Origin of the sequence: Streptomyces sp. NPDC051133 (assembly GCF_040682635.1) — a bacterium.
Taxonomy (GTDB): domain Bacteria; phylum Actinomycetota; class Actinomycetes; order Streptomycetales; family Streptomycetaceae; genus Streptomyces.
This window is the reverse complement of sequence record NZ_JBFBBK010000047.1, coordinates 20,488-46,847: the sequence shown is the minus strand read 5'-3', so window position 1 is coordinate 46,847 and position 26,360 is coordinate 20,488. Positions and strand designations below refer to the sequence as shown.

Here is a 26,360-nt window from a genome sequence, read left to right as displayed (position 1 = left end):
CTCGCGCTGTGGTCAGGTCTGGCGGGCGTGCACCGGGTTGTTGGCCACCTCGTCCGGGCACCTCTCGTGCGGTGGGCGTGTGCGCCGGTCGCGGAGCCAGTCGAACGTGGCGAGGGCCAGGGACGCCACCATGCCGACGAGGGCGGCACCGATCGCGGTGGCGAGGGCGCCGCGGTAGTCGTGGCTCCCGCTGAGCACCAGGTAGAAGAGGCCGGGCAGGGCGGCGGTGCCCACCGCGGCGCCGAGCCGTTGCCCGGTCTGCAGGGCGCCGCCCGCCGCGCCCGCCATGCGCACCGGCACGTCGCGCAGGGTCATGGTGATGTTGGGAGCCACCACGAAGCCGCCGCCGATGCCGCCCAGGAACAGCACCGGGGCGGCGGCCCAGGGAGCGACACCGAGAGGCGCGAGGCGCAGCAGCAGCGCCGTTCCGCCCAGGCCGGCGATCACGCCCGTGAGCCCCCACACGGTGAGCAGCCGGCCGAACCGGTCCACCAGCCGGCCGGATATCACGGCCGCGCCGGCCGAGCCGAGGGCGAAGGGGGTCACGGCCAGACCGGAGCGGAGCGGGGAGAAGCCGAGGCCGCGCTGATAGAAGAGCGCGAAGACCAGCCAGACGCCGCTGAAGCCGATGAAGTACAGCGTGCCGACGCCGGCACCGACGGCGTAGCCGCGCACGGTGGTGAACAGACGCGGATCGAGCAGCGGCTGGGCGCCGCGGGCGACGAGGCGGCGCTGCCACTGGGTGAAGGCGGCCAGCACCGCGACGCCGACGAGGAACAGCCACCACACGTGGGCCAGGCCGCCGGAATCGGCCTGGACCAGCGGGTACATCACCGCGAGGACCCCGGTTCCGAGGAGCAGGATGCCGGGCACGTCCACGTGTCCCCGGCCGGAGCGCCTGGTGTGCGGCAGCAGACGGCGGCCGAGCAGGACGGCGAGAACGCCGATGGGGACGTTGACGTAGAAGATCCACCGCCAGCCCTGGGCGCCGGAGGCCAGGGCGAGGATGGCGCCGCCGGTGATCGGGCCGGCGGCGGAGGAGATGCCGACGGTGGCACCGAAGAAGCCGAACGCACGACCTCGTTCGGCGCCCCGGAACATCTGCTGGATGAGCGCGGAGTTCTGCGGTGCCATGAAGCCGGCCGCCAGGCCCTGGGCGAGGCGGGCCGTCACCAGCAGCGTGATGCCGGGAGCCGCGCCACAGGCCGCGCTGCAGAGCACGAAGCCGGTGAGGGCGAGCAGAAAGATCCGGCGCCGGTCCAGGGCGTCACCGAGGCGCCCGGCGGTGACGAGCGCGAGGGCGAAGGTGAGGGCGTACCCGGACACCACCCACTGCACCTGCGCGGCAGAGGCGTGCAGGTCACGCTGGATGGTGGGCAGGGCGACCGCCACGATCGTGACGTCCAGCAGGCTCATGAAGCCGGCCACCAGGGTGACCCACAGGGCCCGCCACCGGCGGGGATCCGGCTCGTCCCCGGCCTCCTGAGCGCCCGGTGTCCGACCGCCCGTCGCCGGCGTCGACGCTGTCACCTGCGCTCCTCTCACCCGGCCGCGCCCGCCCGCGCCCGGGCGAACCAAGTTCCCCGGCCGGGGCACGGGCACACACCACGGCCTACGGCGGACGGGAGCCCTCCCGCGGACTGCCCGGCCCGTACGGCCCCGTGCCGCGGATGTCAGGAGGAGAGCCAGTCGGTGTAGCGGGTGGGGGCGAGGTGGGCGTTCTTGTCGGTGAGGACGTCGCCCTTGACGGCGGCGAACATGCCGGCGGTGGGGTCGGTGACGACGGTGCGGTCGTCGCCGTGGTGGGACAGGGTGATGCGGCCCAGTTCGTCCAGGGGGAAGACCTCGGGGCCGGCGATGTCGTGGATGCCGTTCAGCGGGGTGCCCGCGGCGACCTCGGCGACGGCGTGGGCGACGTCCTGGGAGGCGATCGGCTGGATGGGTGTGGCGGGCAGCCGGACGGTGTCGCCGTCGGCGGTCCAGGACAGGACGGCGTCGATGAAGTCCATGAACTGCGTGGCCCGGACGATCGAGTAGGGGATCGGGCCGGCGGCGAGGATCTTCTCCTGGAGCGCTTTGGCCCGGTAGTAGTCCAGCTGCGGTACCTGGTCCACGCCGACGATCGAGAGGATGACGAAGTGACCGACGCCGCCCTTGTGGGCCGCGGCGAGCAGGTTGTCCATGGAGGTCTGGAAGAAGGCGAGCGAGGCGTCGTCGAAGGTGGGGGAGTTCGTCACGTTGACGACGACGTCGGCTCCGGTCACCGCCTCGTCCAGTCCACGGCCGCTGATGATGTCGACGCCGGTGGACTGCGAGTGCGGTACCGCCTCGTGTCCGGCGGCGGTCAGGTCCTTGACCACCTGCGACCCGATCAGCCCGGTACCGCCGATCACTGCGATCTTCATGACACGCCTTTCCTCGGGTTTGTGCACGGAATGCCGCGACCGGTGCTGGAAGGCGAGCTCGGCGCTTGCACCAGTGTGCTGTTCGCTTCCGGAACGTGCACCCGCATCGCTCGGCGGGAGCCACCTCGTGGGTGGTAACCGGAGCCTCCCCGGGTACTCGGGCCCCGCATCGGACCGACGCTACGGAGGCACACTGATGAGCATCGTCAAGGAAACAGTGGAAGTCGACGTCCCGCTCCACACCGCCTACAACCAGTGGACCCAGTTCGAGGACTTCCCGAACTTCATGGAGGGCGTCGAGGAGGTCAGGCAACTGGACGACCGCCACAACCACTGGACCACCAAGATCGGCGGAATCCGGAGGGAGTTCGACACGGAGATCGTCGACCAGCTTCCCGACGAGCGCATCACATGGCGCACCACCACCGGTGACACCAGCCAGAAGGGCTCGGTCCGCTTCGAGCGCGTGGACGACATGCACACCAGGGTGGAACTCGTCATGGACGTCGACCCCAGCGGAGCCACGGAGAAGGCCGCGGACATGCTGGGCACGATCGACCGGCGGGTCAAGGGCGACATGAAGCGCTTCAAGCAGTACATCGAGCAGGCCGGCGGCGAGAGCGGAGGATGGCGCGGACGCATCCGCCCGGGAGACAGCGGCACGCCGATCTGACGGTACGACGGGGCATGCCACGGCCCGCCCGACCGCGTCCGGCGTGACGCGGCGGGCGGGCCGCATCGCGCCGCACGGCCCGGCGGTCACATCCTCACGCTGCTGTCACCCATGTCGCTGTCACCCGCGCTGCTGTGATCCACGGTGCAGGCCCACCCGGCCGGGCCCCGTCCAGGGGATCAGTGCGGGGACGCCGGCGCGGTAGGCCTCGTAAGCCGCACCGAAGCGTCCCGCCATCAGGTCGTCCTCCACCCGGACCCGCCGCAGCAGCCAGGGGACGGCGACTGCCAGGAGAGCGATCCAGACGCCGAAGCCGCAGGCCGGCATGGCACCGACGATCAGGCCCAGCAGGCCCGTGTAGATGGGATGGCGCACCAGCCGGTAGGGGCCGTCCGTCCGCAGTTCGTGGTGCTCCTGGACCAGCGGCACGCTGGCCCACATGGTGCCCAGAACCCAGCGGGCCCACAGCAGCAGCGCGGTGGAGGCGACGGCGAGCAGGGCGCCTGCCACCGCGAGCCCCGGCTGCCAGTACTCCAGGTGACGCCAGAACCCCTGAGAGCGGCCGATCAGAGCGGAGAACGCGTAAGCGCCCGCGATCAGCAGCACGCGGCGGGGCCAGGAACGGCGCAGTCCGTGTATCCAGCCGCGCAGCCCGTCCTGACTCCTGACGCCGAAGTAGACGGCCCCCGCGACCCATGCGGCGCCGAAGACCGCGACGCAGGCGACGGTGAGCAGAACGAGTGCCGAGTGGAGAGATCCCATGCCTCCAGACTGCTCCGTGGCCGGTAGCAGGCACCACCAACCAGGGGTCGATGGACAAGAGCCCCCGCAACTCCACCCACGGGTAGAGATCGCTGCGTGGATCGCCTGGCCCGACCGGGTGCCTTCACACGTGCCGGAGGGTGTCGCCCCGCCGTCGGCCGCGGACGGCTCCTAGCCTCGACGGCATGCTGGGGCTACCTGCTCACGTCCGTGCCTGCCTGTTCGACCTCGACGGCGTGCTCACCCAGACCGCGAAGGTGCACGCGGCCGCCTGGAAGGAGATGTTCGACGACTATCTCCGCGACCGGGCGGCACGCGAAGGCACCGCGTTCGTGCCCTTCGACGCGGTCGAGGACTACGACGAGTACGTGGACGGGCGGCCCCGCGAGGACGGCGTGCGCACGTTCCTCGCCGCACGCGGGGTGCACCTGCCCGAGGGAGCGGCGGACGACCCGCCGGAGGCGGAGACCGTGAACGGGCTGGGCACCCGGAAGAACAACCTGGTGCTGCGGCGGATCCGTGACGAAGGGGTCGAGCCCTACGAGGGTTCGGTCCGCTTCGTGCACGCCGTGCGGGAAGCCGGACTGCGCACCGCGGTGGTGTCCTCCAGCGCGAACTGCCGGGACGTCCTGGTGGCGGCCGGCATCGAGGAATTGTTCGACGAGCGGATCGACGGCGTGGTGGCGCACGAACGCGGGCTGCGCGGCAAACCCGCACCGGACACCTACCTGGAGGGCGCGCGCGTTCTGGCGGTGGAGCCCGGCCGGGCCGCGGTGTTCGAGGACGCGCTCGCCGGGGTCGAAGCGGGGCACGCGGGACGGTTCGGCCTGGTCGTAGGGGTCGACCGGGTCGGCCAGGCGGAGCAGCTACGGGCCCACGGCGCGGACGTGGTGGTCCGCGACCTGGCCGAACTTCTGGAGTCGCGGTGATCACCCATCCCAGCTTCACGGTCGAGCCGTGGTGCCTGCGCGAGACCGAGCTGAACGTGGACGTGCTCGCGCAGAGCGAATCGGTGTTCGCCCTGTCCAACGGGCACATCGGATGGCGTGGAAACCTGGACGAGGGGGAACCGCACGGACTGCCCGGCGCCTACCTCAACGGCGTCTACGAGCGGCATCCGCTGCCGTACGCGGAAGCGGGCTACGGATATCCCGAGTCCGGCCAGACGATGATCAACGTCACCGACGGCAAGATCATCCGGCTGCTGGTCGACGACCACCCGTGCGATCTGCGCTACGGCCGGCTGCTGGCGCACGAGCGGGTCCTCGACTTCCGCTCCGGCATCCTCAGCCGCACCGCGCGATGGACCTCGCCCGGCGGCCGTACGGTCCGGATCACCTCACAGCGGCTCGTGTCGTTCACCCAGCGCGCGGTGGCCGCCATCGTGTACGAGGTCGAGGCGGTCGACGGACCGGCCACGGTCGCCGTGCAGTCCGAACTCGTCGCCAACGAGCAACTGCCCCGCATCGAGGGCGATCCGCGCGTCGCCGCGGCGACCGAGTCCCCGCTGGTGGCCGAGGAGGCCTTCGCGCAGGACACCCGGTTGCGGCTCGTGCACTGCACCGGCCAGAGCGTGCTGCGGGTGGGAGCGGCGGCCGACCATCTCGTCGAGGGGCCCGAGAGCACCCGCTGGACGGCGCAGTGCGAGCCCGACGTCAGCCGTCTGACGGTGACCGCGGACCTGGTCCCCGGGCAGCCGCTGCGGCTGGTCAAGTTCGTGGCCTACGGCTGGTCGGGACAGCGTTCACTGCCGGCCGTGCACGACCAGGTGGACGGCGCGGTGGCCGCCGCGGTCAGCACCGGCTGGGACGGCCTGGTCGCGGCTCAACGGGCCTACCTGGACCGGTTCTGGGCCGGCGCGGACGTCGAGGTCGAGGGCGACGCGCAGATCCAGCAGGCGGTGCGGTTCGCCCTCTTCCACGTACTCCAGGCGGCGGCCCGCGGGGAGAACCGGGCGATCCCCGCGAAGGGACTGACCGGAACCGGATACGACGGACACTCCTTCTGGGACACCGAGTCCTACGTCCTGCCGGTGCTGACCTTCACCGCGCCGGAGACCGTCGCCTCGCCGCTGCGATGGCGGCACCGGACGCTGCCGGCGGCCCGGGAACGCGCGCGCCAACTGGGGCTGTCGGGAGCGGTGTTCCCCTGGCGGACGATCGACGGCGCCGAATGTTCCGCCTACTGGCCGGCCGGCACGGCCGCCTTCCACATCAACGCCGACATCGCCATGAGCGCGGTCCGCTACGTCATGATGACGGGCGACGAGGAGTTCGGACGCCGTGAGGGACTCGACCTCCTCGTGGACACCGCCCGGCTGTGGCGCTCCCTCGGCCACCACGACGCGGAGGGCGTGTTCCACATCGACGGGGTCACGGGGCCCGACGAGTACAGCGCCATCGCCCGGGACAACCTGTACACCAATCTGCTGGCACGGCAGAACCTGCGCGCCGCGGCGGACGCGGCCACGCTCTACCGGGAGCGCGCCGAGGAACTGGGCGTGGACGACGAGGAGGCCGCCGCCTGGCGGGACGCGGCGGCCCGCATGGCGATCCCGTACAACGAGACCCTCGGCGTGCACGAACAATCGGCCGGATACACGCACTTCCAGCGCTGGGACTTCGAGGGCACTCCGCCCGAGAACTACCCACTGATGCTGCACTACCCCTACTTCGACCTGTACCGCAAACAAGTGGTCAAACAGGCCGACGTGGTCCTGGCCATGCTGGCCTGCCCCTACGCGTTCACCGACGAGGAGAAGGCCCGCAACTTCGCCTACTACGAGACGCTCACCGTCCGCGACTCCTCCCTCTCGGCGTGCTGCCAGGCGGTGCTCGCCGCCGAGACCGGGCACCTGCGGCTGGCCTACGCCTACCTTGGCGAGGCCGCGCTGATGGATCTGGACGACCTGGAGCACAACACCCGCGACGGGCTGCACATCGCCTCCCTCGCCGGGACCTGGATCGCCCTGGTCGTCGGCTTCGGAGGCCTGCGCCGACACCTCGGTGACGACGGAAAGCCGGACCTGCTGGGGTTCGCGCCGCGGCTGCCCGAAGCGCTGTCCAGGGTGGCGTTCACCGTGGCGGTGCGCGGACGCAGACTGAAGGTGGACATCGGTCGGACCCACGCCCGCTACCGACTGCTCGACGGCGCACCGCTGGAGGTGCTGCACCACGGCGAACCACTGACCGTGACCGCCGAGGAACCGGTGGACCGCCCGATGCCGGCCGCCCACGCACTCCCCGAACCTCAGCAGCCGCACGGCCGCCGCCCGCCGGGCCGGCCCGGCACGGAGGAAGCCCAGGCGGAAGCACAGGAGTGACACGAACGTCCGCACGCACCGTCCGCCGGGCCCGTGCCAGGGCCGCTGGGGAAGCGGGACGAGGGGTCGAAGCCCGGTCACAGGCCGACGACGCGGCTGCGGATGTCCTCCAGTGACTCGCGACGAGCAGCTCACCGTCCTTATGTCGGCGGGGAGTTCGACGCCGGTGGCCAGCGCGTGCCCGCCTCGCGGTGCCGGGCCCACCACGGTCACCCGGACCTGGTCCGCCGTACCGGGCCGGCCGACCGGACGAGGCGCGTACCGGACGCCGTACAGGGCCGGGCGCGGGGTGTCGCTCATGCCGCCGTCGACGGCCGCGAACACCGGCCCGCCCGTGTGCGTACCGGCGCCCCTGACGGGACGCTGATGCTGTGTGTCAGCGGACGCGCTGGAGGGCGTCGGGCGTGAGGTCCGCGAGCGTGGGGTAGCCGTCGACGGCCATGAGGAGGTCCGCCTCGGCGAGCAGGGAGCGCAGGACGTGGACGATGCCGTCGGTGCCGTCGAGGGCCAGGCCGTAGGCGTAGGGGCGGCCGATGCCGACGGCGGTCGCGCCCAGGGCGAGAGCCTTGATGACGTCGGCGCCGGTGCGGACACCGGAGTCGAACAGGACGGGCAGGTCCCCGGCGGCCTCGACCACGCCGGGCAGGCAGTTCAGGGCGGGCAGTCCGCCGTTGGCCTGCCGGCCGCCGTGATTGGAGCAGTAGATGCCGTCCACGCCGGCGTCCTTGGCGCGGCGGACGTCGTCGGGGTGACACAGGCCCTTGAGGATCAGCGGCAGGTCGGTGAGGGACCGCAGCCAGGGCAGGTCGTCCCAGGTGAGGGGGTTGCCGAAGATCTGGGCCCAGAGCATCACCGCGGCCGCCGGATCGTCCTCCGGGGACTTGGCGAGACGAGAGCGGAAGACCGGGTCGCTGGTGTAGTTGGTCAGGCAGTGCCCGCGCAGCTGGGGGAAGTTGCTGACGGACAGGTCGCGGGGACGCCAGCCGGTGATCCAGGTGTCGAGGGTGACCACGATGCCCTGGAAACCGGCCCGCTCGGCCCGGTGGACCAGGCTCTCGGCCAGCTCCCGGTCGGTGGGGGTGTAGAGCTGGAAGAAGCCGGGGGTGTCACCGAGCTCGGGGACGACCTCCTCCATCGGGTCCACGGTCAGGGTCGAGGCGACCATCGGCACGCCCGTGCGGGCGGCGGCGCGCGCGGTGGCGAGGTCGCCGTGGCCGTCCTGGGCGCACAGCCCGATCACGCCGATCGGGGCCATGAACAGCGGCGAGGCCAGGTGCGTGCCGAACAGGTCGACCGACAGGTCCCGCTCACGAGCCCCCACCAGCATGCGCGGCACGAGACCCCACTGCTCGAAGGCGGTGACGTTGGCCCGCTGGGTGTACTCGTCCCCGGCGCCACCGGCGACGTACGACCGCACCGACGGGGGCATCGCCGCGTGGGCCGGCGGCTCCAGCTCGGCGTACGTCATCGGCAGCCGCGGCACCACCCCGTGCAGCCCATGGAAGTAGATCTCGTTCTGATAGTCGGCGAACGCCACGATCCGGTCCTCCTGCCTGCGGCCCGCCCAGTACGAGCTCCTGGAGCCCTACGGTGCGAGACTAACCACGGGGGAGGGGAAGAACGCAGGATTCTCGCCAGGACGGGCCGGCTGATGCAGGAAGATGCGAAACCGCTGAGCGAGGACGATCTCGCCCTGATCAACGCGCTGCAGCTGCGGCCGAGGGCCTCGTGGACCGACCTCGGCCGCGCACTCGGGCTGGATCCGGTCACCGTCGCCCGCCGCTTCAACCGTCTCACCGAGCACGGCACGGCCTGGGTCGGTCTCTCGCCCGGCCCGCGCCTGCTCGAACGGATATGCCTCGCGTTCGCCCAGATCGACTGCACCCCGGGCGCCACCGCCACGGTCGCGCGGGCCCTCAGCGGCCATCCTCACATGCTCACCCTCGAACGCTCCGCGGGCGGCCACGACATCCTCGCCACCGTCGCCACGCGCGACCTGTCCGCCCTGTCCCGCTACACCCTCGACCTGCTCCCGCACGTCCCCGGCATCACCGCCGTCGACGTCCGGATCGTCACCCACACGTTCACCGAGGGGGGCCGCTGGCGCATCGCCGCCCTCGCTCCCGGCCAGCGCGCCCGGCTCACCACGTCGCCCGTCACCCGGCCGCCCCGTCAGGGCCCCGGCGACATCACCCTGTTCGACCGTGCCCTCCTCGCCCGGCTGGCCCGCGACGGGCGCGCCTCCTACCAGGCCCTCTCCACCGCCCTGGGTGTCAGCCTGTCCACCGTCAAACGCCGCATCGAACAGCTGGTACGACTCGACGTCCTGCGCTTCCGCTGCGACTTCGCCCGCCCCCTCGGGGGCTGGCCGGTCGCCCTCACCTTCTGGGCCAAGGTCCCGCCCACCGACCTGCCCGCCGTCGGCCATGCCCTGGTCCGCCTGCCCGAGACCCGTAACTGCGCCGCCGTCACCGGCCCCCACAACCTCGTCCTCCAGGCCAGCCTGCACTCCGTGGACGACGCCCTGCGCCTGGAGACCCACCTCGCCACCACCCACCCCGGTCTCGACATCGTCGACCGCGTCATCACCCTGCGCCACGACAAGCTCCTGGGCCGCCTGCTCGACCCGTACGGCCGGTCGGCAGGGGTCGTCCCGCCCGACATCTGGGCCGAGCCCACGATCTGACGCCGCGTCAGAACAGTCCTCCGCGTCCCGGGCGGTGATCGTCCACTGCCGCGAAGGACCGAGTCCCTTCGCGCCGGGATCAGCGCGTCTGCCGGCGCCAGACCGAGGGGCTGACGCCCCGGGTGCGCTTGAACGCCACGCTGAAGGCGAAGGGGTCCTCGTACCCCACCTCGTGTGCCACGGCTGCGACGGTCGCCTCGGCGTCCCGCAGCAGGTCCGCTGCCACCGTCATCCGCCAGCCGGTGAGGTACGTGAGCGGGGGTTCACCGACCAGGGAGGTGAAACGGGCGGCGAACGCTGCACGGGACATGCCGACCCCGGCGGCCAGTTCGGCGACCGTCCACCGGCGCGCGGGATCCTCGTGCAGCAGGTGCAGCGCCTCGCCGATCGCCGGATCGGCCAGCGCCCGGTACCAGGCGGGCGCGGTCTCCGCTCTCGCCCACCAGGCGCGCAACGCCAGCACGAGCACGAGGTCCAGCAGCCGGTCCAGCACGGCGTCCTGGCCGGGTTCGTCCCGGGCGGCCTCCGCGGCGAGCAGATCCAGCGCCGCCCGGGTCGTCGGACCGGCGGGTACGACGGCCAGCGGCGGCAGCACGCCCAGCAGGCGGTCGCCGACGTGGCCGCGCAGGTCGTAGGCGGCGCGGAGCATGACCGTGGCCCCGGGAAGACCGTCGCCGTAGGTGCGGGGCGCCAGGTTCCGCCGGGTGTCCGCCGCTTCGGCCGCCCCGCCGACGACACTCTTCCGCCGCCCGTGGATCACCACCTGCGGCGGGGTGGAGGGGTCGTCCGCGACCGTGTGGCCACCGGGGCCGGTGACGAGGACGATGTCGCCCGCCGCGAGCCGTACCGGCGCCGTCCCCGCGCCGTCGATCCGCACGGACGCGGTGCCGGCGAGCGTGGTCACGACCGTGAGCGGGGGCGGGTCGGTGAAGGCCAGCGACCACGGGGGACGCCGGATGAGCTGCCTGACGTACGTGTTCCTGGCCCGGGCCCGGTGCAGCAGATCGCTCAGGACGTCCACCCGCCCCACGCTAGACGATCACAAAGGGAGAGGCGACGTTCTCCCATGGATCGTCCAGGCGCCCCTGCGGTTGTCTGGACGCCATGAAGACCATCCTCGTCCTCGGCGGCACCGGCAAGACCGGCAGCCGCGTCGCCCGGCGTCTGAAGGCCGCCGGCCTGCCGGTCCGTACGGCGTCCCGTGCGGGCGGCGACCTCCACCTCGACCTCGACGACCCGACCGGCTGGACACCCGCGTTCGACGGCGTCACCGCCGCCTACCTCGTGGAACCCAGCCTGTCGGCGAGCACGGACCACCCATCGCGCATCCCCCGGCTGGTGACCGAGGCGGTCGCCGCGGGAGTACGCCGCCTGGTGCTGCTGTCCGCCCCGCGCGCGGGTGAGGACGGCCATCCGCTGCATGCCGCCGAACAGGCCGTGCGCGGCAGCGGTGCCGACTGGACCGTGCTGCGCCCGCAGTGGTTCGCGCAGAACTTCAGCGAGGGCCCGTGGCGGCCCGGGATCCTCGCCGGAACCCTGGCGCTGCCCACCGGTGACGGGCGCACACCGTTCGTCGACGCCGAGGACATCGCCGCGGTCGCCGTCGCGGCGCTGACCGAAGACGGCCACAGCGGCCGGGTCTACGACCTGACCGGCCCACGGGCGGTCAGCTTCGGCGAAGCGGCCGGACTCATCGCCCGGGCCACCGGCCGGACGATCCGTCACATCGACGTCGGTCCCGAGGCCTTCGTCGAACGCCAGGTCGCCGCCGGCGCCTCACCCGACGTCGCCCGGCTGCTCACGGAACTCCTCGTCGCCGTCGGCAACGGCGAGGGCGCCACGCTCGGCGACGGCGTCGAACAGGCCCTGGGCCGGCCGCCCAGGACCTTCGAGACCTTCGTGAGCGAGACAGCGGCGGCGGGCTCCTGGAGCTGAGTCCCAGACGTGGCCGGGCAGTTCGGGCTCCGGTCGGACGGGGATCCGGTCACCGCTCGTCGTCCGGCCGCAGACCGGGCACGTCGACGCGGAGGTGGTAAAACGGTGTCCGGCGCACCGCGGTGGCGCGATCATGGGCCGGTCACCGACCACGCAACCGCCGAGGAAGCACACCATGCCCGTGCCTGCCGACCCCACGGTCCTCCACCCCATGCCCGAACAGCCGCGAGTGGTACTGCTCAAGCCGCTGGTGAAGTCCCCGCTGATCGAGGTCGGCGCGTACTCGTACTACGACGATCCGGACGACGCGACGGCGTTCGAGACCCGTAACGTGCTCTACCACTACGGGCCGGAGAAGCTGATCATCGGCAGGTTCTGTGCGCTGGGCACGGGCGTGCGGTTCCTCATGAACGGCGCCAACCACCGCATGGACGGCCCCTCGACCTTCCCCTTCCCCACCATGGGCGGCTCATGGTCGGAACACTTCGACCTGCTCACCGGTCTGCCGAACCGGGGGGACACCGTCGTCGGCAACGACGTCTGGTTCGGCCACGGCGCGATGGTGCTGCCCGGGGTACGGATCGGGCACGGCGCGATCATCGGCACCGGCGCCGTGGTCACCGGCGACGTACCCGACTACGGCATCGTCGGCGGCAACCCGGCCCGCCTCATCCGCACCCGCTACGACGACCGCGACATCGCCCGGCTGCTGGCGGTGGCCTGGTGGGACTGGCCCGCGGAGCACATCACCGAGCACGTGCGGACGATCATGTCGGGCACCATCGCGGAACTGGAGGCCGCGGCCCCGGAGCCGGCGCAGGGCTGACACGCGTGCGGGACTGCGGACCGGGCGAGTCGACGTGCGCGGGACGCCTCCGGAGGGCGGCCGCCGGAAAACGACGTGCCCATGAACGCCGACCGGCTCGTGGAACTCGGCGTGGCCCGCCGCATCGACACCCCGGACGCCACCGCCGAAGCCCTGCGAACGGCCCTCCACGAGCTGGCCGATGACGCCGAGGTCGCCCGCCGCTCGGCACGGCTGCGCACCGACGCACAGACGGAGGGCGGCACCTCACGCGCCGCCGACCTCATCGAGGACGCGCTCGGTTCAAGCTGACGGAGCGCCTACGGTTGCGCGATCCGGGGCCGGGCGCCTCGCCCCCGGAACGGCACCTGGCGCCGGGCTCAGACCGAGGTGCGGGTCACCGGGATCCACAGCTGCGCGTCGGACTGCGCCGGGTCGTCCTGAGAGGGGCGAGTGCGCAGGATCTCCGGCCCCGGACGGTACTCGTACGGGTTGGACGGGATCCACTGGGCGGCCACGTCCCCCCACATCTGCTGCAGCGCCTGCGGGAACGGCCCGGTGTTCTCGAACACGGCCCACGTGCCCGCCGGGCAGTCCAGCACGTCGAGGTCCGCGGGTGACTCGGCGGCAGTGGACACCACCGCGTGGTAGTAGTCGAGTTCACTGCCCTCCTCGAAGCCGTCCGACAGGCGCACGGTCGCCGACACCACGCCCTGGGGGTCCTGGTCCGAGAGGCCGGCGATCCGCAGCATCGTCTCCGGCGGGATGCTCCGGACATGATCGGCGATGTGCGGGTTGACGCCCTGGTGGATCAGCGGGACGCGGGCCTTCTTGCCGACGATCCGGAATGCTTCCTTCTCCACGATGCGATACCGCATGGTGCTGTTCCCTTCGACGATGAGGCGGAAGGACAGCCGGGGCTGCGAGTTCAGGGCCGCGCCGGTACGCCTGGCCTCGCCGGGACCGACACCGTGCACGGCGCGGAACGCCCGGGCGAAGGCCTCTCCCGAGGTGTAGCCGTAGCGCATCGCGATCTCCAGCAAGGACGGTTTCCCGGCCAGCACGTCGGCTCCCGCCACGGTGAGCCGCCGGCGTCGGACGTACTCCGACAGCGGCATCCCCGCCAGCGACGAGAACAGCCGCCGGAAGTGGTACTCGGACGTGACCGTGATCCGGGCCAGCTCGGACACCTCGATGTGCTGGTCGAGGTGACCCTCGATGTGGTCCATGGCCTGGTTCAGCCGATCCAGCAACCCCGGCCTCCTTCCCTTTCGATCACCAACGTTAGGAAGGACCAAGCCTGCCGCACCCGACATCCTGTGCCCGCTCCGGTCGGGTGCCTCAGCCCCGCCGGGCCTGGCAACGCCTCAACCCCGTCACGGGCTCCGGTACGCCGTCGGCGGTCGGCCCAGGAGCTTGCCGAACGCCGCCGTGTAGGCGGCGGGGTTGTCGTAGCCCAGCCGCGCGGCGATGCGCGTGACCGGCGTGCCCGCGGCGAGGTGCTGCAGGGAGTGCAGGACACAGGCGCGTTGCCGCCACCGCGAGAAGCTCAGGCCGGTCTCGCGCTGGAACAGGCGGGCGAGGGTGCGTTCGCTGATGTCGAGGGCCGCGCACCAACGCGCGGGCGGGTCATGGATGTCCGGCTGCCGCAGGAAAGCCTCGCAGAGGCCGCGCAGCCGCGGGTCGGACGGCAGCGGTACGTCGAGCGGCAGCGGCGTGAGGGTCCTGAGCTCGTGGAGGACGAGGGCCGCGACCGCCGCGTCGCGGCTGGGCTCGGCATAGCGCGGCTCCATCTCGACGGCTTCCAGGATCAGCGCGCGGAGCAGGGCGGAGACGTCGACCGCCTGACAGCGGGAGGGGAACCACGGCACGGCGGCGGGTTCGATGTAGAGGCTGCGGGTGCTGACGCCCGTCATGGCGACCTGGTGCCGGGTCCTGGGCGGGACCAGCACCGCACGGGCGGTCGGAATCGTCCAGGTGCCGTCCGTCGTCTCGACCCGCATGACGCCGGTCGCCGCGTACAGGACCTGGGCCCGGCGGTGCTCGTGCCACACGAGCAGGTGGTCGGTGGGGTAGTTGGTGCCGATGGCCAGCACGGCACGATCGAGGTCGTCCACCTCAGCGACCGGGACATTGCGCATGCCGCGAGGTTACGGGGTCCTCGCCCGGCCTGTCCGCTACGCGTAGGAAGATGGCACATCATCGATTGCCCGCCAGACCTCGTGATCCCTAGCGTCGGAGCAGTGCTGACCTCGTTACCCACCCTCCTGTTCTTCGGATGCCTGACCGGCATCACCACCGTGCTCTTCGGCTTCGGAGGGGGCTTCATCACGGTCCCCGTCGTCTACGGCGTCCTGAGCGTCACGGCGCGTGAGGCGGCCGCGGCCGACGCCATGCACGTCGCCGTGGCGACCTCGGCAGCCGTCATGGCCGTCAACGCCGTCGCGGCGGCGCTGGCGCAGTGGCGCCAGGGCCGGCTGCACCGCGCGTACGTCTGGCCGCTGGCGGCGTACATCACCCTCGGCGCGGCCGCCGGGTCCTTCGCCGCCACCTTGGTGGGCGGTACGGCGCTGCGCCTGCTGTTCGCCGCCTACCTGCTGGTGACGATCACCGACAGCCTGCTGCGGAAGGGCTTCCTCGCCGTGGCGCACCAGTCGTGTCCCCGGCCGCTGGGCCGGGGCACGACGACCCTCGGAGGCATGGGCATCGGCCTGGTGGCCGCCGCGCTGGGCGTGGGCGGGAGCGTCATGACGGTTCCGCTCCTGCGCCGCAGGGGCCTTGCGATGGCCGAGGCGACCGCCATGGCCAACCCCCTCACCGTCCCCGTCGCCGTGGCCGGGACCCTCGTCTACGCCTTCGCCCCCACCGCCGCCGCACCCGCCGGCGCACACCTCGGCTACGTCGATCTCGCCGCGGGCGCCGCCCTGCTCCTCGGATCGCTGCCCACCATCGCCGTCGCGAGGCGGCTCACCGGCCGCGTCCCGGACCGTGTCCACTCCGCCGCCTACGTTCTCCTGCTCCTGGTCGTCCTGATCGTGATGGTGTCCATCGGGGTCTGACGCCCGTCGCAGGGCCCGACGGACGCGGACCGGCCCGAGCACGCACGCTTCCCTCTCGATGGGCCATTCGGCCGGTCCTCCCGCGCCCTTTCGGATGAAACTCCCGGCAGTCCGCGATTCGTCACGTGCGAAGCGTCCAAAGGAATGAAACGGGCGGCCGGATCCTGGGACGGGCCGGGCCTGATGCGCACGGAGGGACTGGGTACTCGGCACCCGGCTCGCTGTCCGTCGTCGCTGCTAGGGAGGTATGCGATGCAGTTGATCGGAAGGGGAGCGGCCGCAGCGCTGATGAGCGCGGCCGCACTGAGCCTCTGGGCCCCGGCGCACGCGTTCGCCGATACGCCGCCCGCCACGGACAAGCCCCGGTACTGCGGGTCGGACAAGGCGACAGGGCTCGCGGTCTGGGGCGACCCGGGAGAGTCCTGCAGCACCACCCTGGAGGTGGCGAGCGCCTACACCAAGGCGGCCTCCGCCAAGGGAGGCGTACCCGCCACGGTCCCCGCGGGCGGTACCACCTGGAAGTGCCAGGAGCGCCAGGGCGACCCGAACCCCTACCTGGAGTGCGTCGACTCCAGCGACAGCAGCCGCCGGGTCCTCCTCTCGTCCTGACCCGGCGCCGTCTCCCGACGGAGGTCGAACATGGTGTTCACACGTCTGCCGGCGATCGCGGTCGGTGCCGCACTCTTCCTGGCACTGCCCTCGGCTGCCCACGCCACACCCAGCAGCCGTGACGACGCATGCGCGGGCGCTGTGGCGGCCGCCGACACGGCGGAGCACGACTACGAGGCCTACAAGAAGGAACTGCAGGACAGGATCGCCGACGGAGGGCACCCGGACCGTTCCGAGCTGCAGGCGCTCTCGGACGCCCGGACGCAGCGCGACGCCACGGCCTCCCAGGCCCAGCGCGTCTGCGGCACCTGACCGGCCGGCAGGCCGGCGCGGACGTCGGTGAGCGCGCGGTGAGCGGTCGGTGAGGGCCGGCGCCGAAGGTGGACCCATCGCCGGTTCCAGCAGCGGGACCGGCTTCCACCGAGGGAGTCGACGATGGGTGCTCTGACCGGGAAGACCGCGCTGGTGACCGGCGGTTCGCGAGGGATCGGACGCGCGGTGGCGCTGCGGCTCGCCGCCGACGGCGCGACGGTCGCCGTGCATTACGGGCGGAACGCGGAGGCGGCCACCCGGACCGTGGCACTGATCGAGAAGGCCGGCGGGCGGGCCTTCTCGATCAGTGCCACGTTCGGCGAAGTCGGCGCCGTCGACGCGCTGTTCGAGCAGCTGAGCGACGGCCTGGGCGGCCGTGGGCTGGACATCCTGGTGAACAACGCGGGGATCTCCTCCACCAGTTCGATCGCCGACGTCTGCGAGGAGGAGTGGGAGCGGCTGCTCGCGGTCAACGTCACCACCCCGTTCTTCGTGATCCGCCGGGCGCTCGCGCTGCTCAACGACGGCGGGCGGATCATCAACATGGGTTCCACTGCCAGCAGGTTCGCCGTCTCCACGCAGATCGGCTACACCGTCACCAAGGCCGCCCTGGAGTCGTTGGCCCCGTCGCTGGCCAACGAACTGGGCGGTCGCGGCATCACCGTGAACACGGTCGCGCCGGGCGCGGTGCGCACCGACCTCACCGCCGGGTACACCGCGATCCCGGAGGTGGTGGCCGGCCTGGAGGCGATCACCGCGCTGGGGCGGCTCGGCGAACCCGAGGACGTGGCGGACGTCGTCGGGTTCCTCGCGGGTCCGCAGGGCCGCTGGGTCACCGGCCAGACGATCGACGTGTCCGGCGGCACGTGGCTCGGCCCGCTCGCCCCCAGGTGATCGCCCCAACCGTCCTGTTCCACCCGCATAATCGGCCGCATGCGCTTTCGAATCCTCGGCGGGACGCAGGTGTGCGGCGACGGCGGCGTACCGGTGCCGCTCGGTGGTCCCGCCCGTCGAGCCCTGCTCACCCTGCTGCTGATCCGGCCGGGGGAGGCCGTCTCCGTCGACCGGCTGGCGGAGGCGGCGGGCCCGGACGGCACCCCCTCCGCGCACGCCCTGCAGTCGCAGGTGTCCCGCCTGCGTGCGGCGCTGACCGGGGTGGCCGTCATCGAGCGGACCGGAGCCGGATACCGCCTCCTCGCCGACCCGGACGACGTGGACGCGGGCCGCTTCGAGCGCCTGGCCGCTCAGGGGCGGAGCGCGCTGCGGGAGGGGGATGCGGAAAGGGCACTGACCGTGCTGCGGGGAGCACTTGGGCTGTGGCGGGGGCCCGCGCTGGCCGATCTCGCGGACGTCGAGCAGGGACGCGCGGCAGCCGTACGGCTGGAGGAGCTGCGGCTGACGGCCCTGGAGGACCGCATAGAGGCCGCGCTGGCACTCGGCGAACACCGAGCGGCAGTACCGGAGTTACGTGAACTCGTCGGCCGGTACCCGCTGCGCGAGCGGTTCGCCGCCCTGCTCATGCGCGCCCTGTTCGCCGACGGCGGCCAGGCCGAGGCCCTGCTCGTGTACGAGCAGGTACGGCGCCACCTCGCGGACGAACTGGGCGCCGACCCGTCGACGGAACTCACCTCGCTGCACCGGGAGTTGCTGGCCGGTGACCCCACGCCCGCCCCGGCCGCACCGCCCGCCCCGCTGACCTCCTTCGTCGGCCGCTCCGGCGAGGTCGCCGAGCTCACCGTCCTGCTGCGCACGGCCCGGCTGGTCACGCTCACCGGACCCGGCGGGGTCGGCAAGACCCGGCTGGCCGCCGCGGTCGCCGCGGCGGAGGGCGGCGAGGTGTGCTTCGCGGAACTCGGCCCGCTGCACGACCCGCGCCCCCTGCCGCAGACCCTGCTCGGCGCGCTCGGGCTGCGCGAGCGAGGGCTGCACGCGGCCGACGCCGGCGGCCAGGGCGCACTCGACCGGCTGACGGCCGCCCTGTCCGGCCGGACCCTGCTGCTGGTCCTCGACAACTGCGAACACCTGGTGGAGGAGGCCGCCGTCCTGGCGGCCCGCCTGCTCGCCGCCGGCCCCGGACTGCGCGTACTGGCCACGAGCCGTGAGCCGCTGGGAGTCATCGGCGAGCACCTGCACCCCGTACGACCCCTCGACGACGGTGCGGCCGTCGCGCTGTTCACCGACCGGGCCCGCGCGGTACGGCGCGCCTTCGTGCCCGACCCGGAGGCGGTGCGCCGGGTCTGCGCCGCGCTGGACGACCTGCCGCTGGCCATCGAGCTGGCCGCGGCCCGGCTGCGCACGCTGAGCCTGCGGGAGCTGACCGACCGGTTGCACGACCGGCTGGCCGTGGCCGGGCAGGGCAGCCGGACGGCCGACACCCGGCACCGGACCCTGCGGTCGGTGGTCGCCTGGAGCTGGGACCTGCTGGACCCGTCCGAGCAGCAGGCGGCCCGCCGCTTCTCCGTCTTCGCGGCGGGCGCGACCACGGAGACCGCGTGCCGCGTGTGCGCCACCGACGAGGACACCCTGGCGGCCCTGGCCGACAAGTCCCTGCTGGAGCGGTCGGCGGGCCGCTACCGCATGCTGGCCACGATCCGCGCCTACGCCGCCGAGCGGCTAGCCGAGGCGGGGGAGGAGGGTGAGGCGAACACGGCCCACGCCCATGCCCTCCTCGCACTCATGCGTGACGGCGAGGCGTCGCTGCGGGGCCATGACCAACTCCACCGGCTGGCAGCCCTGTCCGCGGAACAGCCCGAACTGCTGGCGGCCGTCCGCCGGGCGGTCCACGCGGCCGAGTGGACGACCGCGCTGGCACTGCTCGGCGCGGCCTCGACGTACCTGTGGATCCGGGGCGCCGCCGACGCTTTCGCGGACCAGGCCCGCGCCGTACTGCGCGCCCTGGGAGACGACGTACCGGACGGGCTGGGCGAGGAGTACGCCCTGTGCGTGCTGCTGGCCGCGTCCGGGCCGGACGGGCGCGACGCGTGGCGCCGCCACCGTGGGACCGCGGGACGGGCGCTGACCGCGGCCTGGTCGAAGGCGGACGCCGGCCGGTGGCCCGCCGGGCTGCTGCCGTGGATGATGCATCAGGCGGCCGACGGCGACGCGCCCGCCGCACACGCCCTCGTCTCCGCCCAGCGCGACCGCCCCGACGCCTGGACCAGGGCTGCCGCGCACTACGTCGCCGCCTACGGCCCGTTCGGCGAGGGCGACCTCCCCGCGGCCGAGCAGGGCTTTTGGACGGCGGCGACGACGTTCCGGGCGCTGGGTGAGCGCTGGGGCGCCGCGCTGGCCCTGGACGCGCTGGCCGGGCTGGCCGGTGCACGGGGCGCGGCCACGGAGGCCGCCGGGCTCATCGACGAGGCGCTGGGTCTCACCGAGGAACTCGGCGCCCTGGAGGACTGCGCCGACCTCCTGGTCAACCGCGGCGACCTGCGCATGCCCGGGGACCCCGAGGCGGCCCGCACCGCCTACGAACGGGCCGCCGGGTACGCCCGCAGGGCCGGCAGCGAGCGCGCGCTGGCGGCGGCCCGGCGCGGGCTCGCGGACATCGCGCTCCAGGACGGGGACATGGCCACGGCACAGCGGCTGTACACCCAGGCGCTGGAGCGGCTCGACCCGCACTGGGTGAAGGGCATCGGCAACCGCGTCCGCACCCTGGTCGGCCTCGCCAGGATCGCCCGGACCGACGGGAACCCGTCCGGGGCAGAGGCGTATCTGCGCGAGGCGGCACGATCCGCAGCCCTGCCCGGCCGCGAACTACCCGAATCCTTGAGCTTGTTGGGTCTGCCGGAAGGGTTGGTGGCCGAGGTGATCCGACGAGCGGCCGTGCACGACGCGACGACAGGCCCGAGGAGGTCCGCCGGGCCCGGCTGAGCCGGACCTCGACGAGGACGCGGAACTGTACGACCGGGCCGGGCCCGGATGGCCGCGGGAGCTGTACGACGACCTCGCGGACCTCGCGGGTGTGCGCCCCGGCAGCCGCGTACCGGAGGACCGGGCCGCGTCGGCCGCACCCGGGCCGTCCTGCCCGCCCGTGACGCGGGGACGTCGACGGCCAGGGCGCGTCGGCCGGTCATGTCCCGGCTGACAGAACCTCAGGCGCCGGCCAACTCGGCGTTCGCCCGCTCCGTGACCAGCGTCAGCACGCGGCCCGCGACCGCCAGATCCTCGGCCGGAATGCCGGCGTACAGCCGGGCGGAGATCTCGGCGGTTTCGGCGGTCGTGCTCTCGTACAGGTCCCGTCCGGCGTCCGTGAGCCGTACCCGGGACGCGTCCGCGGCGTCCTCTTCCAGCAGCTTCGCGACCGTCAGTTCCCCGACCACGTCGCGCACGACCGACACGTCGGTCTTCAGCGAGCCGGCGACGTCGGCGGCGAGCTCGTCGCGGCCGATGGACTCGCCCGCGACCACGACGGCCCTGAGCGTCACGCTGTGCTGGAACGTGGCGCCGTGGCGGACCAGCACGCCCTCCAGGAGAGCGCGTGCGGCGTAGTGCGCCAGGGCGATGACCCGGCCGTTGGCCGTGGGTGCGGTGGTGGTCATGACTGCTCCTTCTTGTTCTCGGGGTGGGGCATGGCAGATACAGTACATGGCTACTATTGCCATGGCTACTATTTTCACGCTGTGTGCGGCGGCGCGGCTCGGGTGGCAGGATCAGGGGGGTGTCCGTCATCAGCAAGCTGCAGATCAAGCCCGGGCAGAGTGTCGTCGTCCTGGGCAAGCCCGACGACGTCGAGCTGGAGGTCGAGGCCGCGGAGGTCGAGGCCGCGGAGGACGCGGCCTCGGCCGATGCGGTGCTCGCCTTCGTGACCTCCTTCGGCGACCTCCTCAAGGCGGATGCGCAGGCGGCGCTCGCTGCCGCGCGGCGCGATGCCCTGGCCTGGGTGGCCTACCCGAAGGGCGGGAAGCTCGGCACCGATCTGAACCGTGACTCTCTGGCCGCCGCGCTGTCCGAGCGGGGCGTGCGGCCCGTGCGGCAGATCGCCATCGACGACACCTGGTCGGCGCTCCGGTTCCGTCCCGGCGCCTGATCCGTCGGCGGTACCGCCCGAGTTCCGTCCAGGGCGCCCTCGTGAGCGACGGCCCGGCGCAGTGCGCCGGGCCGTACGCCGTCACCGGCAGATCGCCGCGTTGCCCGTGTGCTCCTCCGGCTCGTCGGGATCGCGGTGGACGCGGATGCCGGTCCGGTTCATGGGGCTCTCCTCACTGCGTGAGTCCGCTGCTTATGGTCGTCGGAAAGCCCTGCGCAGGTTCCGGTCCCTGTTGTAGGGGCCGGTGCGCAGCGTCCGCAACGCCCTTCGCCGCAGGTCGGAGGAACCCCGGAAAACCGGAAAACATCCGCCCTCGTCCCGCAGCCCCTCAGCCGGCCCGTTTTCCGGTGCCACGGCGTCGGTTGACCAACCCCAGTACGAGTGCCCCGGCCAGCAGTGCCGTGCTGCCGTAGCAGACCAGGCCGGGCCTGACCGCGCCATGGCCGTCGATCACGTACGGGGCGCACACGAGCCACGACGTGACCGGCACGACGACCGCCGTCCAGACGGCGACGAGCCGTCCGCTGCGCGACGCAGAGCCCAGGCACCGGCGGAGGCGTTCGCCGCACCACAGCGACCAGGTCACCACCGCCGCCAGGCATCCGAGCGACGGCGCGACCAGCGCGGCCGTCAGGTCGGTGACGGCGCCGCCGTCCTGGTAGGCGCGGCCGGCGGCGGCGAACGTCCGGGCGCACACCAGCTGGACCCCCAGCAGCGCCGGCGGCAGCACGGCGACCCGGACCGACCGCAGCAGGGCACCGCCGCCCAACACCGCGGCCTGGCCCAGCACTTCCAGGGCCCGGCCCAGTGCGGAAAGCAGCAGGCGCGTCATGCGGACCAGGCCACGCCAGAGCAGGTTGCCGAGCGCCGCCAGCGCGCGGAGGACGAGTTCCGCCGAGAGGATGAGGATGTCGAGGACGATGCAGCCCACCGCCACAGCGGCCGTGAGCATGAGCTGGGCCAGTGCCCCCACGATCACGACGAGCTGGTCGAGCGGCCCCGATCCGGTGGCCGGGTCCAGCCGCCATCGAGGCCGGGGCACCTCGAAGAGGGGAAGGGGCCGAAGGCGGGGGAACAGCGGGGGCACCGTACGGTCGAAGTTCCTGGCTCCGTGGAGGAATCCGGCGAGTACGGCGGTGAGCGCGGCACCGAGAACCCCGATCCACGGTGCTCTGGCCAGCCAGAGACGCACCGGCTCCGGCGGGTCCCAGAGCCAGCCCTCGGGCGCGTGCCGCAGTGCGGCCTCGACCATCAGCACCGGCAGCGCGCCCGCCGTCGCACCGAAGGTCAGCGCACCCGGCAGCATCCACGCCTCGTGCCGGTCACGCGCATTCCGGGCGTCCGGGGCCGCCGAACCGGGCCCGCGCGCCGGTGTCCGGGGGGCGATGCCGCTCCAGCCGCCGTGCCAGGCGATCCGGCCCGCGCACCAGGCCCACAGGAGGGCCGCGACCCCCAGCGCCGACGTCAGCGCGACCATCCGTGCGGTGGCACCGCCCCACTGGGCCACCGCGCCGACCACGCCGGCGAGCAGCAACAGGACGGCCGCTGCCCGACGCGTCGTCGGATAGCGCCGCAGGGGCGCCAGCGTGAACAGGGCCGCGCAGCCCAGCGCCGGAACCAGCAGCGGCATCGCACTGTGCCAGCGCGCGCTCAGGTTGACGGACGCCGGCAGCAGCAGGGCCACGGCGGACAGGACGACGCGCCGCACCCCGGGTGAGGCGTTGCTCAGCGGCAGGAAGCCGTTCTCGGGGCAGAACAGGTCCGTCGGCGCGACGTCACCGCGAGGGTGGTCCGCGCAGCCCGGATGGCAGGCGCGGGCGGACGGACCGGCGGGTTCCGCACCCCAGCGCAGATACCAGGGACGAGGGTCCGCCAGGGGGAGGACCACACCGCCCCGCCAGGGCTGCGCGGGATCCCGGAGGTCCCTCGTGTGCGTACTCATGTCGGTTCCCCTCTCCGCCCACCTCGGCGGGTGCGGCGAAAGATCGGACGGAAGCGGACGGCTCGGCGGGCGGCGAGGGACACCGCGTAGCGGGCCAGCAGCCGGAAGCGGTGCCAGGGCGCGTACTGGACCGACCGGACGTGACACCAGTACTCGCGCGGCCCGAACACCCGGTCGGCGCCGGGCAGCAGCACGGTGCGGGCGGCGCCCGCCACGGAGCCGAGGAGGGTGTAGAAGGCGGTCAGTTCGCGATACCGCACGGCCAGTTCGCCGTCGTACGCGCGTAGCTCCGCCTCGGACGCGTGGGCGGGCGGCGGCCGATACCCGTCGCGGAGCCGCCGGTGGCGGTAGCTCACCCAGGCCAGCAGGTTCCCGGCCTGGAAGACCGTCTCGGCGGGCCCCTCGGTGGCCTGCGGCCCGCGCGCCTCCCCGCGGTGGATCCGGGCCAGGCTGTCCCGGAGGTCGCTGCGCGTGGCGAAGAGGGACGCGCCGGCGGCCGGGGACGGGTGCTCGAGGTCGGCGCGGTGCCGGCCCGCCAACCGCCCTCCGAGAAGCCGCAGTTCCGGGGTGTACGTCATGTGCTCGACCACCCGGCCCGCGGTCTCGCTGAGCATCAGGTACTCGGCGCCGCCCCGGGGGAAACGCCGGCGTCGCAGGAGCAGCCACAGGTACGCGGGCAGCAACCGGCCCTGCACCCACAGGCAGGCGCCGATCCGTTCGGCGCGGGCGGCGGCCAGCGGGCCGCGTGCGCCGCCAGGAGTCGCATGGCGCCACATACGGCGCAGATCGCGCCAACGGCCCTGCTCCCACAGCCACTCGGAGCGCGCCCACCACCGCTCGTCGGCGGACACGGCGGTCAGCCGGGTGTCGTCGGCGAGCATCAGCCCCAGTCGCCGGTGCAGCCCCAGTTCGCGGCAGAGCACGAACGTACAGGCGGAGCGCAGCGGGTCGTCGGGGTCCAGCCGCAGGATTCCGGGCTCCGGGTGGCCGGCCGGGGCACCCGCCGGGGGCTCCGGGTGGTCGGCCGGGCCACCCGCCCGGGGCTCCGGACCGAGGTCCCAGCGGTCTCTCAGCACCGGATACAGCCGCGCGGTGTGCCCGCACACCACCGAGACGGCGGCGCCGGCCTTCGCCAGCAGCCGCACCAGCCGGGGCACCGACGCGTCGTCGGGGGACACCTCGTGCCAGGGATGGCCGGGCTCGGTGTGGTGATGGATCCACACCACGCGCAGCCCCGGCAGCGTCCCTGGCCGCCAGGCCTCGACTGTGGCGTCGACGTCGAAGAAGTCGCTGCCCGAGTAGCCGATGACGACCAGGACACCCACTTCGCGCAGCGTGCCCAGCAGCTGCTCGGCGTGGGCCGGGTCCAGGCCGCTCTGGATGCTCGCGAGGGTCGCGCCGAGCCCCTCGCCTTCCGGGTTGCCGACGAAGGAGTGGTGGAAGTGCTGCACCAGTCCGGCCCGCGGAGGGCCGCCGGTCAGTTCGCGGTACCGCTGTTCGACGCAGCCGTCGAAGTTGGCCGTGATGTGCCGGCCACCGGCGACGAGGTGCCGGGCGAAGAAGTCGTGCCCGGCGTTGGGGCGGGCCTCCCGTACGTCGGCCAGCAGTTCCATCGGTCGGACCGGCGTGCCCGCGCAGGCCCGCACCAGGGCGCCCAGCACGGTCTCCAGCCGTGGGTCGGCCGGGACGGCGGGGGCCGCCCCGGGCCGGTCGTGGGGGCAGCCCGGCGGCCGCAACCAGCCGAACGCCGTGTGCAGCGCCTGGATCTCCGTCAGCACGTCCGGTTCCAGGCACGACCGGGAGGCCCGCCGGTTCAGAGCGGGCCCGGACGGCAGGCACGACGGCTCGTCCATGGATATCCCCGCGCCGGTCAGAAAGGCGGTGTGCCCCGGCCCGGCGCCGGCGACGAGATCCGCGAAGGCCCCCAATCCGTCGGGCTCGAATCCCTGTGCCCCGAATCCGTCGGCCGCGGATCCGTGGGCCGTGAGGCCGTTCACGACTCCTCGCCCGGCGGTTCCGGGCGGGCGGCCTTCCACAGGGCGTCGTACCGCTCGACCCAGTAGTCCATCCACCGGGGCGACTCGTACCGGGAGATCCGGATGTGCATCCGGTCGGCGATGTTGTCGTCCTGGAAGCCGTGCAGCTCGACGATCGCATAGCCGTTCGGGCGGTGCGCGTTGACGATCAGCAGGCTGAACCCCGGATTGACCGCCAGCCTGCGGAACTCGAAGCCCGGCTGCTCCCGGGCGAGCCGGCGCAGGATCTCCGCCGACCCCGCGAGCGTGGAGGCGAGGTCGACGCTGTCGTCGAGCTGCAGCGCCGCGCCGCTGATCGCGGCCGGATCCTGCGCGAGGACGACACAGCGCACCGAACCGCCCTTGGCCAGCACGAGCTTGCGGATGTCCGCGTTGTTCAGCAGGACATGGGCGGCCGTGGGACCGTAGATCCGCAGATCCTCGACCCCCGGCAGCAGCGCCCCGAACGGCTGGAAGACCTCCCGCCCGCACAGCACCCGGTCCAGCGCCGGACCCGAATCCGCCGCGCTCCGCCGCGAGGTGAAGACGAGGACGTTCACGCCCAGCAGCAGGGCGGCCAGTTGGTAGTGGAGCGCGACCGCGTCGGCGAGGCTCAGCGCGGTGACCACGAGCCCGACCAGGAACGCCGTGTACGCCTCGACGTTGTGTTGCTGTCTCACGTCCGCGACGAGCGACGCCAGTGCGCGCCGCAGCCGCCGGGGTATGCCTGTCATGCCACCTGTCCTTGTCCGGTGTCCGTACGCGGTCCGCCTGATCCGGCCGCGTACGGGGGTAGCAGACAGCAC

At 73.0% G+C, this 26,360-nt stretch carries 23 protein-coding genes and 3 pseudogenes; 14 read left to right on the top strand and 12 right to left on the bottom strand.

What is annotated here, in order from left to right:
- Positions 1-12 precede the first annotated feature (12 nt).
- Together AB0N17_RS34960 and AB0N17_RS34955 are read right to left on the bottom strand one after the other, a co-directional pair.
- On the bottom strand, positions 13-1,530 hold the full coding sequence (locus AB0N17_RS34960) for an MFS transporter (RefSeq protein ID WP_366015650.1): 1,518 nt from the start codon (positions 1,528-1,530) through the stop codon (positions 13-15).
- Positions 1,531-1,673: 143 nt separating this feature from the next.
- Positions 1,674-2,405: an SDR family oxidoreductase gene (locus AB0N17_RS34955; RefSeq protein ID WP_366015649.1), complete on the bottom strand. Its 732-nt coding sequence runs from the start codon at positions 2,403-2,405 to the stop codon at positions 1,674-1,676.
- 196 nt (positions 2,406-2,601) lie between these two features.
- Between AB0N17_RS34955 and AB0N17_RS34950 the strand changes: the two genes are divergently transcribed.
- On the top strand, positions 2,602-3,078 hold the full coding sequence (locus AB0N17_RS34950) for an SRPBCC family protein (RefSeq protein ID WP_366015648.1): 477 nt from the start codon (positions 2,602-2,604) through the stop codon (positions 3,076-3,078).
- Positions 3,079-3,198: 120 nt separating this feature from the next.
- Here AB0N17_RS34950 and AB0N17_RS34945 read toward each other — a convergent pair whose 3' ends face one another.
- On the bottom strand, positions 3,199-3,840 hold the full coding sequence (locus tag AB0N17_RS34945; RefSeq protein ID WP_366015647.1) for an isoprenylcysteine carboxylmethyltransferase family protein: 642 nt from the start codon (positions 3,838-3,840) through the stop codon (positions 3,199-3,201).
- A 185-nt stretch (positions 3,841-4,025) separates the two neighbouring features.
- Here AB0N17_RS34945 and AB0N17_RS34940 point away from each other — a divergent pair, with 185 nt between their 5' ends.
- Positions 4,026-4,769, top strand: coding sequence for a beta-phosphoglucomutase family hydrolase (locus tag AB0N17_RS34940; protein ID WP_366015645.1), 744 nt, complete (start codon positions 4,026-4,028; stop codon positions 4,767-4,769).
- Positions 4,766-7,162: a glycosyl hydrolase family 65 protein gene (locus AB0N17_RS34935; protein ID WP_366015644.1), complete on the top strand. Its 2,397-nt coding sequence runs from the start codon at positions 4,766-4,768 to the stop codon at positions 7,160-7,162. The genes AB0N17_RS34940 and AB0N17_RS34935 overlap by 4 nt, the downstream gene beginning before the upstream one ends.
- Before the next feature lie 131 nt (positions 7,163-7,293).
- Here the strand turns inward: AB0N17_RS34935 and AB0N17_RS34930 are convergent.
- Positions 7,294-7,498, bottom strand: a pseudogene (locus tag AB0N17_RS34930) (diaminopimelate decarboxylase); the annotation flags it as partial.
- Positions 7,499-7,538: 40 nt separating this feature from the next.
- Positions 7,539-8,699 (bottom strand): alpha-hydroxy-acid oxidizing protein, encoded by a 1,161-nt coding sequence (locus tag AB0N17_RS34925; protein ID WP_366015643.1) that lies wholly within the window; start codon positions 8,697-8,699, stop codon positions 7,539-7,541.
- Between the two features lie 114 nt (positions 8,700-8,813).
- Here AB0N17_RS34925 and AB0N17_RS34920 point away from each other — a divergent pair, with 114 nt between their 5' ends.
- The gene (locus AB0N17_RS34920) at positions 8,814-9,848 is read left to right on the top strand and encodes an Lrp/AsnC family transcriptional regulator (RefSeq protein WP_366015642.1); all 1,035 of its coding nucleotides are present in this window, start codon (positions 8,814-8,816) and stop codon (positions 9,846-9,848) included.
- Positions 9,849-9,927: 79 nt separating this feature from the next.
- Here the strand turns inward: AB0N17_RS34920 and AB0N17_RS34915 are convergent, their stop codons facing one another.
- Positions 9,928-10,869, bottom strand: a complete 942-nt coding sequence (locus tag AB0N17_RS34915) for an AraC family transcriptional regulator (protein WP_366015641.1) — start codon at positions 10,867-10,869, stop codon at positions 9,928-9,930.
- A gap of 83 nt (positions 10,870-10,952) precedes the next feature.
- On the opposite strand from AB0N17_RS34915, the gene AB0N17_RS34910 reads away from it, so the two are divergent.
- From AB0N17_RS34910 to AB0N17_RS34900, 3 genes and pseudogenes are all read left to right on the top strand, one after another.
- The gene (locus tag AB0N17_RS34910; RefSeq protein WP_366015640.1) at positions 10,953-11,783 is read left to right on the top strand and encodes an NAD(P)H-binding protein; all 831 of its coding nucleotides are present in this window, start codon (positions 10,953-10,955) and stop codon (positions 11,781-11,783) included.
- 175 nt (positions 11,784-11,958) lie between these two features.
- On the top strand, positions 11,959-12,609 hold the full coding sequence (locus tag AB0N17_RS34905) for a CatB-related O-acetyltransferase (protein WP_366015639.1): 651 nt from the start codon (positions 11,959-11,961) through the stop codon (positions 12,607-12,609).
- A gap of 81 nt (positions 12,610-12,690) precedes the next feature.
- Positions 12,691-12,900: pseudogene (locus tag AB0N17_RS34900) on the top strand (glycosyl transferase); the annotation flags it as partial.
- 68 nt (positions 12,901-12,968) lie between these two features.
- On the opposite strand, the gene AB0N17_RS34895 reads toward AB0N17_RS34900, so the two are convergent.
- Both AB0N17_RS34895 and AB0N17_RS34890 read right to left on the bottom strand, forming a co-directional pair.
- Complete coding sequence (locus AB0N17_RS34895) at positions 12,969-13,841, bottom strand: AraC family transcriptional regulator (protein WP_366015637.1); 873 nt, start codon at positions 13,839-13,841, stop codon at positions 12,969-12,971.
- A gap of 123 nt (positions 13,842-13,964) precedes the next feature.
- On the bottom strand, positions 13,965-14,729 hold the full coding sequence (locus AB0N17_RS34890; RefSeq protein ID WP_366015636.1) for a helix-turn-helix transcriptional regulator: 765 nt from the start codon (positions 14,727-14,729) through the stop codon (positions 13,965-13,967).
- A gap of 102 nt (positions 14,730-14,831) precedes the next feature.
- Here AB0N17_RS34890 and AB0N17_RS34885 point away from each other — a divergent pair, with 102 nt between their 5' ends.
- From AB0N17_RS34885 to AB0N17_RS34860, 6 genes and pseudogenes are all read left to right on the top strand, one after another.
- Positions 14,832-15,647 carry a sulfite exporter TauE/SafE family protein gene (locus AB0N17_RS34885; protein WP_366015635.1) on the top strand — a complete coding sequence of 272 codons (816 nt, stop codon included), beginning with the start codon at positions 14,832-14,834 and terminating at the stop codon, positions 15,645-15,647.
- Between the two features lie 252 nt (positions 15,648-15,899).
- Positions 15,900-16,256: a hypothetical protein gene (locus tag AB0N17_RS34880; RefSeq protein ID WP_366015634.1), complete on the top strand. Its 357-nt coding sequence runs from the start codon at positions 15,900-15,902 to the stop codon at positions 16,254-16,256.
- Positions 16,257-16,286: 30 nt separating this feature from the next.
- Positions 16,287-16,568 carry a hypothetical protein gene (locus tag AB0N17_RS34875; RefSeq protein ID WP_366015633.1) on the top strand — a complete coding sequence of 94 codons (282 nt, stop codon included), beginning with the start codon at positions 16,287-16,289 and terminating at the stop codon, positions 16,566-16,568.
- Positions 16,569-16,691: 123 nt separating this feature from the next.
- On the top strand, positions 16,692-17,462 hold the full coding sequence (locus tag AB0N17_RS34870) for an SDR family oxidoreductase (protein WP_366015632.1): 771 nt from the start codon (positions 16,692-16,694) through the stop codon (positions 17,460-17,462).
- Between the two features lie 39 nt (positions 17,463-17,501).
- Complete coding sequence (locus AB0N17_RS34865; protein WP_366015631.1) at positions 17,502-20,441, top strand: BTAD domain-containing putative transcriptional regulator; 2,940 nt, start codon at positions 17,502-17,504, stop codon at positions 20,439-20,441.
- A pseudogene (locus AB0N17_RS34860) lies at positions 20,438-20,559 on the top strand (SAM-dependent methyltransferase); the annotation flags it as partial. The gene AB0N17_RS34865 and the pseudogene AB0N17_RS34860, both read left to right, overlap by 4 nt.
- 103 nt (positions 20,560-20,662) lie before the next feature.
- Here AB0N17_RS34860 and AB0N17_RS34855 read toward each other — a convergent pair.
- Entirely contained in the window at positions 20,663-21,109 is a 447-nt protein-coding gene (locus AB0N17_RS34855) for a MarR family transcriptional regulator (protein ID WP_366015630.1), read from the bottom strand.
- A gap of 119 nt (positions 21,110-21,228) precedes the next feature.
- Here AB0N17_RS34855 and AB0N17_RS34850 point away from each other — a divergent pair, with 119 nt between their 5' ends.
- On the top strand, positions 21,229-21,597 hold the full coding sequence (locus tag AB0N17_RS34850) for a hypothetical protein (RefSeq protein WP_366015629.1): 369 nt from the start codon (positions 21,229-21,231) through the stop codon (positions 21,595-21,597).
- 328 nt (positions 21,598-21,925) lie between these two features.
- On the opposite strand, the gene AB0N17_RS34845 is transcribed toward AB0N17_RS34850, so the two are convergent.
- Genes AB0N17_RS34845 through AB0N17_RS34835 form a run of 3 tightly spaced genes read right to left on the bottom strand, consistent with a single transcriptional unit; the run spans position 21,926 to position 26,288 of the window.
- Positions 21,926-23,539: a hypothetical protein gene (locus AB0N17_RS34845; protein ID WP_366015628.1), complete on the bottom strand. Its 1,614-nt coding sequence runs from the start codon at positions 23,537-23,539 to the stop codon at positions 21,926-21,928.
- Complete coding sequence (locus AB0N17_RS34840) at positions 23,536-25,536, bottom strand: hypothetical protein (RefSeq protein ID WP_366015627.1); 2,001 nt, start codon at positions 25,534-25,536, stop codon at positions 23,536-23,538. The genes AB0N17_RS34845 and AB0N17_RS34840 overlap by 4 nt, the downstream gene beginning before the upstream one ends.
- Positions 25,533-26,288 (bottom strand): hypothetical protein, encoded by a 756-nt coding sequence (locus AB0N17_RS34835; protein ID WP_366015626.1) that lies wholly within the window; start codon positions 26,286-26,288, stop codon positions 25,533-25,535. Before AB0N17_RS34835 ends, AB0N17_RS34840 begins: the two co-directional genes overlap by 4 nt.
- Positions 26,289-26,360 lie beyond the last annotated feature (72 nt).

Excerpts from the sequence above, each read along its gene's own strand:
- AB0N17_RS34890 (WP_366015636.1), bottom strand. The coding sequence starts at position 14,729 with ATGCGCAATGTCCCGGTCGCTGAGGTGGACGACCTCGATCGTGCCGTG.
- AB0N17_RS34910 (WP_366015640.1), top strand. The coding sequence starts at position 10,953 with ATGAAGACCATCCTCGTCCTCGGCGGCACCGGCAAGACCGGCAGCCGC.
- AB0N17_RS34905 (WP_366015639.1), top strand. The coding sequence starts at position 11,959 with ATGCCCGTGCCTGCCGACCCCACGGTCCTCCACCCCATGCCCGAACAG.
- AB0N17_RS34940 (WP_366015645.1), top strand. The coding sequence starts at position 4,026 with ATGCTGGGGCTACCTGCTCACGTCCGTGCCTGCCTGTTCGACCTCGAC.
- AB0N17_RS34880 (WP_366015634.1), top strand. The coding sequence starts at position 15,900 with ATGCAGTTGATCGGAAGGGGAGCGGCCGCAGCGCTGATGAGCGCGGCC.
- AB0N17_RS34855 (WP_366015630.1), bottom strand. The coding sequence starts at position 21,109 with ATGACCACCACCGCACCCACGGCCAACGGCCGGGTCATCGCCCTGGCG.
- AB0N17_RS34845 (WP_366015628.1), bottom strand. The coding sequence starts at position 23,539 with ATGAGTACGCACACGAGGGACCTCCGGGATCCCGCGCAGCCCTGGCGG.
- AB0N17_RS34945 (WP_366015647.1), bottom strand. The coding sequence starts at position 3,840 with ATGGGATCTCTCCACTCGGCACTCGTTCTGCTCACCGTCGCCTGCGTC.
- AB0N17_RS34955 (WP_366015649.1), bottom strand. The coding sequence starts at position 2,405 with ATGAAGATCGCAGTGATCGGCGGTACCGGGCTGATCGGGTCGCAGGTG.
- AB0N17_RS34835 (WP_366015626.1), bottom strand. The coding sequence starts at position 26,288 with ATGACAGGCATACCCCGGCGGCTGCGGCGCGCACTGGCGTCGCTCGTC.
- AB0N17_RS34950 (WP_366015648.1), top strand. The coding sequence starts at position 2,602 with ATGAGCATCGTCAAGGAAACAGTGGAAGTCGACGTCCCGCTCCACACC.
- AB0N17_RS34870 (WP_366015632.1), top strand. The coding sequence starts at position 16,692 with ATGGGTGCTCTGACCGGGAAGACCGCGCTGGTGACCGGCGGTTCGCGA.
- AB0N17_RS34920 (WP_366015642.1), top strand. The coding sequence starts at position 8,814 with ATGCAGGAAGATGCGAAACCGCTGAGCGAGGACGATCTCGCCCTGATC.
- AB0N17_RS34865 (WP_366015631.1), top strand. The coding sequence starts at position 17,502 with ATGCGCTTTCGAATCCTCGGCGGGACGCAGGTGTGCGGCGACGGCGGC.
- AB0N17_RS34875 (WP_366015633.1), top strand. The coding sequence starts at position 16,287 with ATGGTGTTCACACGTCTGCCGGCGATCGCGGTCGGTGCCGCACTCTTC.